Origin of the sequence: Pseudomonas putida (genome assembly GCF_002906855.1) — a bacterium.
GTDB lineage: Bacteria > Pseudomonadota > Gammaproteobacteria > Pseudomonadales > Pseudomonadaceae > Aquipseudomonas > Aquipseudomonas putida_N.
Map to the genome: position 1 here is coordinate 1926257 of NZ_MINI01000038.1, position 13651 is coordinate 1939907.

Here is a 13651-nt window from a genome sequence, read left to right on the forward strand (position 1 = left end):
AACAGGCTTCAGTTCTTCGCGCTTGAGTGCTTGCGCCCCTGGTCGCACAGGGCGAACACCACCACCAGCACCCCGGCAATCGCCAGGATCAGCGCCACGCCATCGGTGGAATGGGTTGCCGATCGGGCCACCAGGGCCAGGCCGCCCAGCGGCGCCAGGCCGCCGGCTACCGCAGTGCCGATCTCACGGCCGGTGCCAAAGCCCGACGAGCGTGTCTGGGTCGGGAACTGGCGGCTGAGAAACGACCCCTGCGGGGCGAACATCATCGGCGCGAGGATGCCGGTGCCGATCGCGATGGCGATGTAGATCTGTGTGGGCTCACCGGTGCTCAACAGCTGCAGGAACGGGTAGGCGAACAGAGCCGACAGGACTCCGCCGAGCATCAGCACGGTCTTGCTGCTCCAGCGGTCGCACAGCCAGCCGAAGAACGGCACGGCAAAGATCGCCACCAGGCTGGCGATGGTCACCGACAGCGAGGTGACATGCGCTTCCACGCCTTTGAACTGGGTCAGGTAGGCTAGCGAGAAGGTCTTGAAGATGTAGCTCAGGGCGTTGTAGCCGATGGCCACGAAGAACACCACGGCCAGGCCCTTGAGGTCGTTCCTGAACAGCAGCTTCAGCGGCGACACCTGTGGCTTGCTGCTGTCGGCCTTGTCGAGTTCCTTGAAGTCCGGCGTCTCGGGGATGCTCTTGCGCACCCACAGGCCGACCGCCACCAGGGCGATGCTGGCAATGAACGGGATGCGCCAGCCGCCGGCCAGGAGGAATTCGTTGCCATTCATGGTCAGCAGGTACACGGTCAGCGACGACAGCAGCAGGCCCAGGTTCAGCCCCAGCGCCGGCCAGGCGCCCTGGCTGCCGCGCTTGCCTTCGCTGGCATGTTCGTAGGAGGTCACCGCCGCGCCGGACAGCTCGGCCCCCGCGCCCAGGCCCTGGATGATGCGGATCACCACCAGCAGGATCGGTGCCCAGATGCCGATGCTGGCATAGCTTGGAATCAGCCCGATCAGCGCCGTGCACACGCCCATCATGCAGAAGGTGATTACCAGTACGTGCTTGCGCCCGAAGCGGTCGCCCAGGTAACCGAACAGGACGCCGCCGAAGGGACGGGCGATGAAGCCGATGGCGAAGGTGGAGAAGGCCAGCAGCGAGGCTACTGCCGGGTTGCTGGCATCGAAGAAGATCTTCGAGAACACGATCGCTGCCATGGTCGCGTAGAGGTAGAAGTCGTACCACTCCAGCATCGAGCCGAAGATGGTCGCCGCCGCCACCTTGCGCAGGCGCTTGCGTTGCTGTTGCGGGGTCTCGTGCGCGGCCGGGGCCGCCTCATGTACCGACATGGGGGTTCCTTATTGTCTTTGTAGTTGTGGGTGACGCAGATTTCAGCGGGCCTTGAGGATCTTCTCGGCGATCATCTGGCCGATGGGGATGGCCGAGGTGGCAGCCGGCGAAGGGGCATTGCAGACATGCACCATGCGCGGGGTCTCGGCGAACAGGAAGTCATGCACCAGGGTGCCGTCGCGCATCACCGCCTGGGCGCGAATGCCCGCTTCGTAAGGCAGCAGGTCTGCGACCTCCAGCGATGGGCAGTACTTGCGGCACTGTTGCAGGTAACCGCGCTTGAACAGCGAGTTCTTCATCTCGGTGGTGCCGGAGCCGAGGTTGTTCCAAATGGTTTTCCAGAACCCCGCGAAGCGGGCGTACTCGGCCACGTCGCGCCAGTTGACCGAAAGCTTGCGATAGTTCTCGCGGCCGAAGCCGAGCACGGCATTCGGGCCGACGGTAACGCTGCCGTCGATCATGCGCGTAAGGTGCACGCCGAGAAATGGCAGCTCCGGGTCGGGTATCGGGTAGATCAGGTGGTTGACGATCTGGTTCTTGCTGGCCGGCAGGCGGTAGTACTCACCGCGGAAAGGGATGATCTGGTGGTCGATCTTCACCCCGGCCAGGCGCGCCAGGCGGTCGGACTGCAGGCCGGCGCAGGCCACCAGCTGGCGGGCGCGCCAGGTGTGGCTGTCGGTGTCGACGGCGACATGGTCGGCGTGCTCCTGGATGGCGCGCACGCGGGTGGACAGGTGCACCTCGCCGCCTGCCTGGCGGATCACTTTGGCCATGGCGTTGCATACCTGGGTGTAGTCGACGATACCGGTGGCATCGAGGAACAGCGCGCCCTTGCCGACGATGTTCGGTTCACGTTCAGCCAGCGCAGCGGCGTCCAGGCGCTCGACCTTCAGGCCGTTCTGCTGCGAGCGCTCGTACAGGGCCTGCATGCGTTGCACTTCCAGGTCGTTGGAGGCCACCAGCAGTTTGCCGCAGACCTCGAAGGCGATGCCGTGCTCGATGCAGAAGTCTTTGGTCGCCTGGGCGCCGCGCTTGCACAGGTCGGCCTTGAGGCTGCCCGGTGCGTAGTAGATGCCTGCATGGATCACGCCACTGTTGTGGCCGGTCTGGTGGCGGCCGAGGCTGGCTTCCTTCTCCAGGATCAGCAGAGATGCGCCCGGGCGCTGCTCGAGCAGGGCCATCGCAGTAGCGAGGCCGACGATGCCGCCGCCGATGATGCAGTAGTCGTAAGTCATGCAGGGGTACCTTGATGTTCTTGTCGGTGGATCTGCTTATCAGGTTGTCAGACTAAGTAGTGCGTAAAAAGGCCCGCGTCAGGCCGCGTCGGTTTCTCCAGGGTCAGTCGAGGGCGGGGAGGTCGATCTTCAGGCGCTTGGCCGAGGCGCGCAGGTGCGCTTCGGCGCAGGCCGCAGCCGCCTGGCGGTCGCCATCGGCGATGGCCTGGTAAAGCATCTGGTGTTCACGATTGGCATCGGCCGAACCACCCACCGAGTGGGCTGCGGAGTTTTCCCAGGCGGTGCGCCGGGCACTGGCCAGCTGGCCACCGAGGAAGTCGTGGAAGGCCACGAAGTAATCGTTCTTGCTGGCTTCGGCAATCGCCCGGTGGAAGGCCACGTCGGCGGCCGAGGCGGTGGCGAAGTCACTGCGCTTGTCGAGCATTTCCTGCAGGGCCTTGGCCATGTGGGCCAGGTCGTGCTCGTCGCGGCGGCGGGCGGCGATCGCGGCGGCCTGGGTTTCGATCCACAGGCGCATTTCGAACATCTGCACCAGGTCCGGCTTGCGGCCATTGCTGCCGGGGAAGCGGAACACGGTACCGGCAGGTGTTTGCGAGATGTAGGAACCGAGCCCGCGACGGGCGATCAGCACGCCGTCGGCCTTGAGCTGCGCCACGGCTTCACGCACCACCGAGCGGCTGACGTTCAGCTGTTCGGCCAGTTGCTGTTCGGTGGGCAGGCGCGATTCGGCGGCCAGACGGCCGGAGTCGATCTCGGCGCGAATGGCGCTGACGACACGGTCTACCAGGGTGTCGGGGCGCTGGAGCTCTAGCATGGAAACGGTTGCCTAGTTATCAGGTTGTCAGACAATGCCTGTCGTGGGGCGGCGCTGTCAATGTATTCATTGGGTTATGGGGTGAGGTCTGGCCCTTTCGCGGGACAAGCCCGCTCCTACAGGTGCAACACAGGTTTTGGATTGTGGGATACCTGTAGGAGCGGGCTTGCCCCGCGAAAGGGCCGGCACAGGAAAATCAGAGCTCGCTGACGAAGGTGCCAGTGCCGTCAAGGATATTACGTAAGGTCAGCGCCACTTCCTCAAGGTCGGACCCTGCCGAAGTCAGCACGATCTCCAGTGCCTCATCCCCTTTCAGCGCATCCCGATCCCCAGTCGCCACCTCGATCAGCAAACGCTGTGCACTCAAGGTCACCTTCAGCCCATCCAGGGTCGACGGCTCGTCATCCAGGGTCAGGTCGACGGTGTCTTCATCCGGATAACGGGTCAGCAGAAACATCTGCCCCTTGTCGCTGTGGCAGCACAAGGTCGCCATGTTGTCTTCCTCGTCATCGCAAGGGGTGGCGAACAGCAGGGCGGTCTTGATTTGCATGGCAACGGCTCGGGTTTCTGGAAATGAGAGGGAATTCTGACAGCCTTGCACACATCCATAAACGTAAAGTTGCCAGCCCTTGACCGAAATTGTCGCAGCCTCGCAAGCGGCAATGACCGCTCAGTCGTTAAGCTTCGGCGAGCCCTGAACGTGCCTGCCATGTTCAACGTCTGGTTTTACCGTCCGGCTTGCCATGGGTTGGCTATTGTTGATCCGTACATGGCGGACGTGCGCGACGCTTCAACTAATACAAAGCCCAAGCGGAGTACCATAGATGGCGTTCTTCACCGCAGCCAGCAAAGCCGACTTCCAGCATCAACTGCAAGCGGCCCTGGCGCAGCACATCAGCGAACAGTCCCTGCCACAAGTGGCGCTATTCGCCGAGCAGTTCTTCGGCATCATCTCTCTGGACGAACTCACCCAGCGCCGGCTTTCGGACCTGGCCGGCTGCACCCTGTCAGCGTGGCGCATCATCGAGCGCTTCGACCCCGAGTACCCGCAAGTGCGGGTGTACAACCCCGATTACGAACGCAATGGCTGGCAATCTACCCACACTGTGGTCGAAGTGCTGCACCACGACCTGCCGTTCCTGGTCGACTCGGTACGCACCGAGCTGAACCGCCGTGGCTACAGTATCCACACCCTGCAGACCACGGTGCTGAGCGTGCGCCGGGGCGTCAAGGGCGAACTGCTCGAGCTGCTGCCCAAGGGTACCCAGGGCGAGGGCGTGCGCCACGAGTCGCTGATGTACCTGGAGATCGACCGCTGCGCCAATGCCGCCGAGCTGACCGTGCTGGCCCGCGAGATCGAGCAGGTGCTGGCCGAAGTGCGCGTGGCGGTGGCTGATTTCGAGCCGATGAAAGCCAAGCTGCGCGAAGTCGTCGCTGAAGTGGAGAACACCGCCTACGGCCCGGCCCAGCATGAAAAGGGCGAGGTCAAGGCCTTCCTCGAATGGCTGCTGGACAACCACTTCACCTTCCTCGGCTATGAAGAATTCACCGTCCAGGCCGACAGCGACGGTGGCCAGATGGTCTACGACGAACAGTCGTTCCTTGGTCTGCCGCGCCGCCTGCGGGTGGGCCTGACGGCGGAAGAACTGCGCATCGAAGACTACGCCGTGGCCTACCTCAACGAGCCGCTGCTGCTGTCGTTCGCCAAGGCCGCACTGCCCAGCCGCGTGCATCGCCCGGCCTACCCGGACTATGTGTCGATCCGCCAGCTGGATGCCGATGGCAAGGTCATCAAGGAACACCGCTTCATGGGCCTGTACACCTCGTCGGTGTACGGCGAGAGCGTGCATGCCATCCCTTACATCCGCGTGAAGGTCGCCGAAGTCGAGCGCCGTTCCGGCTTCGATTCGAAAGCGCACCTGGGCAAGGAACTGGCCCAGGTGCTCGAAGTGCTGCCGCGCGATGACCTGTTCCAGACCCCGATCGACGAGCTGTTCAACACTGTGATGTCGATCGTGCAGATCCAGGAACGCAACAAGATTCGCGTGTTCCTGCGCAAGGACCCGTACGGGCGCTTCTGCTACGGCCTGGCCTACGTGCCGCGCGAGATCTACTCCACCGAAGTGCGGCAGAAGATCCAGCAGGTGCTGATGGAGCGTCTGAAGGCCAGCGACTGCGAATTCTGGACCTTCTTCTCCGAATCGGTGCTGGCACGTGTGCAACTGATCCTTCGGGTCGACCCGAAGAACCGCATCGACATCGACCCGCAGCAGCTGGAAAACGAAGTGATCCAGGCCTGCCGCTCGTGGCAAGACGACTACTCGGCGCTGGTCATCGAGAACTTCGGCGAAGCCCAGGGCACCAACATCCTCGGCGACTTCCCCAAGGGCTTCCCGGCGGGCTACCGCGAGCGCTTCCCGGCGCATTCGGCGGTGGTCGACCTGCAGCACGTGGTGGCGTTGTCCGAGAGCAAGCCGCTGGCGATGAGTTTCTACCAGCCCCTGACCCGCCTGGGCGAGCGCCTGCTGCACTGCAAGCTGTACCACGCCGACACCCCGCTGGCGCTGTCGGATGTGCTGCCGATCCTGGAAAACCTCGGCCTGCGCGTGCTCGGCGAGTTCCCTTACCGTCTGCGCCACGCCAGCGGGCGTGAGTTCTGGATCCACGACTTCGCCTTCACCTACAGCGAAGGCCTGGACCTGGACATCCAGCAGCTCAACGACACCCTGCAGGATGCCTTCATCCACATCGTCAAGGGCGACGCCGAGAACGATGCCTTCAACCGCCTGGTGCTCACTGCCGGCCTGCCATGGCGTGACGTGGCGCTGCTGCGTGCCTATGCCCGCTACCTGAAGCAGATCCGCCTGGGCTTCGACCTTGGCTACATCGCCAGCACCCTGAACAACCACACCGACATCGCCCGCGAGCTGACCCGGCTGTTCAAGACCCGCTTCTACCTGGCGCGCAAGCTCACCAATGAAGACCTGGATGACAAGCAGCAGCGCCTGGAGCAGGCGATCCTCACGGCCCTGGACGAGGTCCAGGTGCTTAACGAGGACCGCATCCTGCGGCGCTACCTGGACCTGATCAAGGCCACCCTGCGCACCAACTTCTACCAGCCGGATGCCAACGGTCAGAACAAGTCGTACTTCAGCTTCAAGTTCAACCCCAAGCTGATCCCCGAGCTGCCCAAGCCGGTGCCGAAGTTCGAGATCTTCGTCTATTCGCCTCGAGTCGAGGGCGTGCATCTGCGCTTCGGCAACGTCGCCCGCGGCGGCCTGCGCTGGTCGGACCGCGAGGAAGACTTCCGCACCGAGGTGCTGGGCCTGGTCAAAGCCCAACAGGTGAAGAACTCGGTCATCGTGCCTGTTGGCGCCAAGGGCGGCTTCCTGCCGCGTCGGCTGCCGTTGGGCGGCACCCGCGACGAGATCGCCGCCGAGGGTGTGGCTTGCTATCGCATCTTCATTTCCGGCCTGCTCGACATCACCGACAACCTCAAGGACGGTGGCGTGGTGCCGCCGGCCAACGTGGTCCGTCACGATGACGACGACCCGTACCTGGTGGTGGCGGCCGACAAGGGCACCGCGACCTTCTCCGACATCGCCAACGGCATTGCCATCGACTACGGCTTCTGGCTCGGCGATGCGTTCGCCTCGGGTGGCTCGGCCGGTTACGACCACAAGAAGATGGGCATCACCGCCCGTGGCGCCTGGGTTGGCGTGCAGCGCCACTTCCGCGAGCGCGGCATCAACGTGCAGCAGGACCCGATCACCGTGATCGGCGTCGGCGACATGGCCGGCGACGTGTTCGGCAACGGCCTGCTGATGTCCGACAAACTGCAACTGGTGGCGGCGTTCAACCACCTGCACATCTTCATCGACCCGAACCCCGACCCGGCCACCAGTTTCGTCGAGCGCCAGCGCCTGTTCGACCTGCCGCGGTCGGCCTGGAGCGACTACGACACCAGCATCATGTCCGAAGGCGGCGGGATCTTCCCGCGCAGTGCCAAGAGCATCGCCATCAGCCCGCAGATGAAAGAGCGCTTTGCCATCGAGGCCGATCGCCTGACCCCGACCGAGCTGCTGCACGCGCTGCTCAAGGCCCCGGTCGATCTGCTGTGGAACGGCGGTATCGGCACCTACGTCAAGGCCAGCAGCGAAAGCCACGCCGATGTCGGCGACAAGGCCAACGATGCGCTACGGGTCAACGGCAACGAGCTGCGCTGCAAGGTAGTGGGCGAGGGCGGCAACCTCGGCATGACCCAGCTCGGCCGTGTCGAGTTCGGCCTGCACGGCGGCGCCACCAACACCGACTTCATCGACAACGCCGGTGGCGTGGACTGCTCCGACCACGAGGTCAATATCAAGATCCTGCTCAACGAAGTGGTGCAGGGTGGCGACATGACCGAGAAGCAGCGCAACCAGCTGCTCGGCAGCATGACCGACGAAGTCGCCGGCCTGGTGCTGGGCAACAACTACAAGCAGACCCAGGCGCTGTCGCTGGCCGCCCGCCGCGCCCGCGAGCGGATCGCCGAGTACAAGCGCCTGATGGCCGACCTCGAAGGCCGTGGCAAGCTGGACCGGGCCATCGAGTTCCTGCCGTCCGAGGAACAGCTGGCCGAGCGCCTGGCCGCTGGCCAGGGCTTGACCCGTGCCGAGCTGTCGGTGTTGATCTCGTACAGCAAGATCGACCTCAAGGAGCAGCTGCTCAAGTCGCTGGTGCCAGACGACGACTACCTGACCCGCGACATGGAAACTGCCTTCCCGCCGTCGCTGGTCAGCAAGTTCGCCGATGCCATGCGCCGTCACCGCCTGAAGCGCGAGATCGTCAGCACCCAGATCGCCAACGACCTGGTCAACAATATGGGCATCACCTTCGTTCAGCGCCTGAAGGAGTCGACCGGCATGAGCCCGGCCAACGTGGCCGGCGCCTATGTGATCGTGCGCGACATCTTCCACCTGCCGCACTGGTTCCGCCAGATCGAGGCGCTGGACTATCAGGTGCCAGCGGAAATCCAGCTGACGCTGATGGACGAGCTGATGCGCCTGGGCCGCCGCGCCACCCGCTGGTTCCTGCGTAGCCGACGCAACGAGCAGGATGCCGGGCGTGACAGCGCGCACTTCGGGCCGAAGATCGCCCAGCTGGGGCTCAAGCTCGACGAGCTGCTGGAAGGCCCGACCCGCGAGCGCTGGATGGTGCGTTACCAGGGCTTCGTCGATGCCGGCGTACCAGAGTTACTGGCGCGCATGGTTGCCGGTACCACTCACCTGTACACCCTGTTGCCGATCATCGAGGCCTCGGACGTCACCGGCCATGACCCGGCGCAGGTGGCCAAGGCGTTCTTCGCCGTGGGCAGCGCGCTGGACCTGACCTGGTACCTGCAGGAAATCAGCAACCTGCCGGTGGAAAACAACTGGCAGGCCCTGGCCCGCGAGGCGTTCCGCGACGACATCGACCTGCAGCAGCGGGCAATCACCATCTCGGTGCTGCAGATGGTCGATGCTCCGGAAGACATGGACGCCCGTGTGGCGCTGTGGGCCGAGCAGCACCGGGTGATGGTCGAGCGCTGGCGCGCCATGCTCGACGACCTGCGCAATGCCACCGGTACCGACTATGCGATGTACGCGGTGGCCAACCGCGAGTTGGTTGATTTGGCGCTGAGTGGGCAGGCGGCGGTGGTGCCGTCCTGATCTGCGCGCTGAAATGAAAAAGCCCCGGCAGCGATGTCGGGGCTTTTTTTGTGCTCCTGTGCCGGCCCTTTCGCGGGCTTACTTGAACCTGCGCTCCACGCCTTTCTCCACCAGGATCTTCGCCGAAATCTCTTCCACCGAGAAATGCGTGGAGTTGATGTTTGGAATGTTCTCCCGGCGGAACAGGTTCTCCACCTCGCGCACCTCGAACTCGCACTGGGCAAAGCTCGAATAGCGGCTGTTGGGCTTGCGCTCATGGCGGATGGCGGTCAGACGGTCAGGGTCGATGGTCAGGCCGAACAGCTTGCTGTGGTGCTTTTTCAGCACCGCCGGCAACTGCAGGCGTTCCATGTCGTCCTCGGTCAGCGGGTAGTTGGCGGCGCGGATACCGAATTGCATGGCCATGTACAGGCAGGTCGGGGTCTTGCCGCAGCGCGACACGCCGACCAGGATCAGGTCGGCCTTGTCGTAGTAGTGGGTGCGCGCGCCGTCATCGTTATCCAGGGCGAAGTTCACCGCCTCGATGCGTTCCATGTAGTTGGAGTTGCCGCCAATCGAGTGCGATTTGCCCACGGAATACGACGAATGGGCAGTCAGTTCCTGCTCAAGCGGGGATAAAAACGAAGAAAAGATGTCGATCATGAAGCCGTTCGACGTCGCCAGGATCTCACGGATATCCTGATTGACGATGGTGTCGAAGATGATCGGCCGCATGCCATCGCGCTCTGCGGCAGCGTTGATCTGTTGCACCATGGTCCGCGCTTTTTCCGGGCTGTCGATGTACGGACGGGTGAATTTACTGAACGGAATGCTTTCGAATTGAGCGAGCAGGCTCTGGCCCAGGGTTTCGGCGGTGATGCCGGTGCCATCGGAGATGAAGAACGCGGTTCGTTTCATTTGCGATCTGGGCCTTAAGCTGATGACGATTCTTGGATATGATAAGTTCGGTTTGCCGAACGTGGCTGTCAGCATTCTGCCATATTTTGCGAACCTATTTTCCAGGTACAGGCCACAAGTGTCCGGCCCAGTCAACGAAGGCAGGCGGGCGCCCTTGAGTTTTTCCAATACAGTTAGTGGAGAGATCACCTTGGTAGAGTACGTAGTTTCCCTCGATAAGCTCGGCGTCCACGATGTGGAGCATGTGGGGGGCAAGAACGCATCCCTGGGCGAGATGATCAGTAACCTCGCTGGTGCCGGTGTGTCGGTGCCGGGCGGCTTTGCCACTACGGCTCAGGCGTACCGTGACTTTCTCGAACAGAGTGGCCTGAACAACCAGATTCATGCGGCCCTCGACGCCCTCGACGTGGATGACGTCAACGCCCTGGCCAAGACCGGCGCACAGATCCGTCAGTGGGTAATGGAGGCCGAGTTCCCGGCCCGCCTGGATGCGGAAATCCGCACCGCCTTCGCCGAAATGTCCAAGGGCAACGACAACATGGCCGTGGCCGTGCGTTCCTCGGCCACTGCCGAAGACCTGCCGGATGCCTCGTTCGCCGGCCAGCAGGAAACCTTCCTCAACATCCGTGGCGTCGACAACGTGATCCGCGCGGCCAAGGAAGTGTTCGCCTCGCTGTTCAACGACCGCGCCATCGCCTACCGCGTGCACCAGGGCTTCGACCACAAGCTGGTGGCCCTGTCCGCTGGCGTGCAGCGCATGGTCCGCTCGGAAACCGGCACCGCTGGCGTGATGTTCACACTCGACACCGAGTCGGGCTTCCGTGACGTGGTGTTCATCACCGGCGCCTACGGCCTGGGTGAAACCGTGGTGCAGGGTGCGGTCAACCCTGACGAATTCTACGTGCACAAACAAACCCTGGAAGCTGGCCGCCCGGCTATCCTGCGCCGTAACCTGGGCAGCAAGGCGATCAAGATGGTCTATGGCGACGAAGCCAAGGCCGGCCGTTCGGTCAAGACCGTGGAGGTTGACCGTGCCGATCGCGCCCGCTTCTGCCTGAGCGACGACGAAGTCAACGAGCTGGCCAAGCAGGCGATGATCATCGAGCAGCACTACCAGCGCCCGATGGACATCGAATGGGCCAAGGACGGTGACGACGGCAAGCTGTACATCGTCCAGGCCCGCCCTGAGACCGTGAAGAGCCGCGCCAGCGCCAACGTCATGGAACGTTACCTGCTGAAAGAGAAGGGCACCGTGCTGGTCGAAGGCCGCGCCATTGGCCAGCGCATCGGCGCCGGCAAGGTCCGCGTGATCAATGACGTGTCCGAGATGGACAAGGTGCAGCCGGGCGACGTACTGGTCTCCGACATGACCGACCCGGACTGGGAACCGGTGATGAAGCGCGCCAGCGCCATCGTCACCAACCGTGGCGGGCGTACCTGCCACGCGGCGATCATCGCCCGTGAGCTGGGCATCCCGGCCGTGGTCGGCTGCGGCAACGCCACCCAGGTGCTGAAAGACGGCCAGGGCGTCACCGTATCCTGCGCCGAAGGCGATACCGGCTTCATCTTCGAAGGTGAGCTGGGCTTCGACGTCAAGCAGAACTCGGTGGACGCCATGCCGGAACTGCCGTTCAAGATCATGATGAACGTCGGCAACCCGGACCGCGCCTTCGACTTCGCCCAGCTGCCTAACGCAGGTGTGGGCCTGGCGCGTCTGGAATTCATCATCAACCGCATGATCGGCGTGCACCCCAAGGCGCTGCTGAACTACGCCGGCCTGCCAGCCGACCTGAAAGAAAGCGTCGACAAGCGTATCGCCGGCTACAACGACCCGGTCGGTTTCTATGTCGAGAAGCTGGTCGAGGGCATCAGCACCCTGGCGGCGGCCTTCTACCCGAAAAAGGTCATCGTGCGTCTGTCGGACTTCAAGTCCAACGAGTACGCCAACCTGATCGGCGGCAAACTGTACGAGCCGGAAGAAGAAAACCCGATGCTGGGCTTCCGCGGTGCCTCGCGCTACATCAGCGAGTCGTTCCGTGACTGCTTCGAGCTCGAGTGCCGTGCGCTGAAGCGCGTGCGCAACGAGATGGGCCTGACCAACGTCGAGATCATGGTGCCGTTCGTGCGCACCCTGGGCGAAGCCAGCCAGGTCGTCGACCTGCTCGCGGAAAACGGCCTGGCCCGCGGCGACAATGGCCTGCGCGTGATCATGATGTGCGAGCTGCCGTCCAACGCGATCCTCGCCGAAGAGTTCCTCGAGTACTTCGACGGCTTCTCGATCGGTTCCAACGACCTGACCCAGCTGACCCTGGGCCTGGACCGCGACTCGGGCATCATCGCCCACCTGTTCGACGAGCGTAACCCGGCCGTGAAGAAGCTGCTGGCCAACGCCATCCAGGCGTGCAACAAGGCCGGCAAGTACATCGGTATCTGCGGCCAAGGCCCATCGGACCACCCGGACCTGGCCAAGTGGCTGATGGAGCAGGGCATCGAAAGCGTGTCGCTGAACCCGGACTCGGTCCTGGAGACCTGGTTCTTCCTGGCCGAAGGGCAGGGCGCGGCCTGATGCGGTAAATTGCGGGGGCGCGTCTGGCGCGCCCCCGCCTGGTTTTTTCCAGGGCGAGTTCCAGTGATGGATCACGCCCTTTTTTGTGCACCAAGCAACCTTATGCAAAGCAGCAGCAACCTTTTTCCCGTGGCCTTGCTCAGTGCCGAGCGCCGCGGCGACCTCAGCGAAGACGTGTACCGGATCAAGGCCGGCAACGGCCCTGACCCTACCGTCGAGCTGGCCATTACCCGTCTGGGCCTGGCTGATCTTGGCCGGGCTCAGGGCGTGCCGGTGATTCTGCTGCATGGCAGTTTCTCCAACCGGCGCTTCTGGTATTCGCCCAAGGGCATCGGCCTGGGGGCCTATCTGGCGCGGGCCGGGTTCGATGTTTGGATCCCGGAGATGCGCGGCCACGGCCTGTCCCCGCGTAACCGCAACTGGACGCACAACAGCGTGGCCGACTACGCCCGCGACGACCTGCCGCTGATTGCTGCATTCGTCCATGAGCAGTCTGGCCAGGCGCCGCACTGGGTCGGCCACTCCCTGGGTGGAACCACCTTGGTGGCGGCCCTGGGTGGCGGTTTTCTCAAGGCCGGGCAGGTGGCCAGCGTGGCGCTTTTCGGTACTCAGATCAGCCGTGTCTACTGGCCGCTCAAAGTGCCGCCGCTGACTTGGGGGGCGAAAATGCTGCTCAAGCGTTGGGGGCAGATTTCCGGGGCGCGGTTCAAGCGTGGGCCGGAAGACGAGCCGATCGGCCTGGCCCTTGAGAGCATGCGCTGGCATGGCCTGTTCGGGCGCTTTGGCGACAAGCAGAACGACTGGTGGGCGGGGCTGGCCGACGTGGATGTGCCGTTGCTGGCGGTGGCCGGCGCGGGGGACTTCCAGGACCCGGTGTGGGCTTGCCGCAAGCTCTTCGATCAGTTGGGTGGCGAGCGCAAGCAGTTCCTGCGCCTGGGCCGTGAAGAGGGTTTCGAGGCCTTTGGGCATGTCGACATGCTGGTGAGCAAGGCGGCGCAGACGCAGGTCTGGCCGTTGGTGGAGCGCTGGTTGCGCGATCCGCTGTTGCCGGTGCATGAGTCGACGGTGGTGCGTGAGCCTGTGCCTGTCGGCTGAATCTGCTTCCCCT

At 63.7% G+C, this 13651-nt stretch carries 8 protein-coding genes; 3 read left to right on the top strand and 5 right to left on the bottom strand.

Annotated features, from left to right (window positions below):
• Positions 1–8: 8 nt before the first annotated feature.
• The 4 genes from BGP85_RS21560 to BGP85_RS21575 all read right to left on the bottom strand — a co-directional run bounded on the left by BGP85_RS21560 (position 9) and on the right by BGP85_RS21575 (position 3940).
• Positions 9–1340 (bottom strand): MFS transporter, encoded by a 1332-nt coding sequence (locus BGP85_RS21560; protein WP_103449767.1) that lies wholly within the window; start codon positions 1338–1340, stop codon positions 9–11.
• 42 nt (positions 1341–1382) lie between these two features.
• Positions 1383–2576, bottom strand: a complete 1194-nt coding sequence (gene lhgO / locus BGP85_RS21565; RefSeq protein ID WP_103449768.1) for an L-2-hydroxyglutarate oxidase — start codon at positions 2574–2576, stop codon at positions 1383–1385.
• Positions 2577–2679: 103 nt separating this feature from the next.
• A complete protein-coding gene (locus BGP85_RS21570; RefSeq protein ID WP_103449769.1) occupies positions 2680–3390 on the bottom strand; it encodes a FadR/GntR family transcriptional regulator in 711 nt (236 codons plus the stop codon).
• A gap of 196 nt (positions 3391–3586) precedes the next feature.
• Positions 3587–3940: a hypothetical protein gene (locus BGP85_RS21575; RefSeq protein ID WP_103449770.1), complete on the bottom strand. Its 354-nt coding sequence runs from the start codon at positions 3938–3940 to the stop codon at positions 3587–3589.
• Positions 3941–4214: 274 nt separating this feature from the next.
• Between BGP85_RS21575 and BGP85_RS21580 the strand changes: the two genes are divergently transcribed.
• Entirely contained in the window at positions 4215–9080 is a 4866-nt protein-coding gene (locus tag BGP85_RS21580) for an NAD-glutamate dehydrogenase (RefSeq protein ID WP_103449771.1), read from the top strand.
• A gap of 78 nt (positions 9081–9158) precedes the next feature.
• Here BGP85_RS21580 and ppsR read toward each other — a convergent pair whose 3' ends face one another.
• Positions 9159–9977 carry a posphoenolpyruvate synthetase regulatory kinase/phosphorylase PpsR gene (gene ppsR / locus BGP85_RS21585; RefSeq protein ID WP_103449905.1) on the bottom strand — a complete coding sequence of 273 codons (819 nt, stop codon included), beginning with the start codon at positions 9975–9977 and terminating at the stop codon, positions 9159–9161.
• Between the two features lie 190 nt (positions 9978–10167).
• On the opposite strand from ppsR, the gene ppsA reads away from it, so the two are divergent.
• Together ppsA and BGP85_RS21595 are read left to right on the top strand one after the other, a co-directional pair.
• The gene (ppsA, locus tag BGP85_RS21590; protein ID WP_103449772.1) at positions 10168–12543 is read left to right on the top strand and encodes a phosphoenolpyruvate synthase; all 2376 of its coding nucleotides are present in this window, start codon (positions 10168–10170) and stop codon (positions 12541–12543) included.
• Positions 12544–12645: 102 nt separating this feature from the next.
• Complete coding sequence (locus BGP85_RS21595; RefSeq protein ID WP_258035905.1) at positions 12646–13638, top strand: alpha/beta fold hydrolase; 993 nt, start codon at positions 12646–12648, stop codon at positions 13636–13638.
• The last annotated feature ends 13 nt before the right edge of the window (positions 13639–13651 follow it).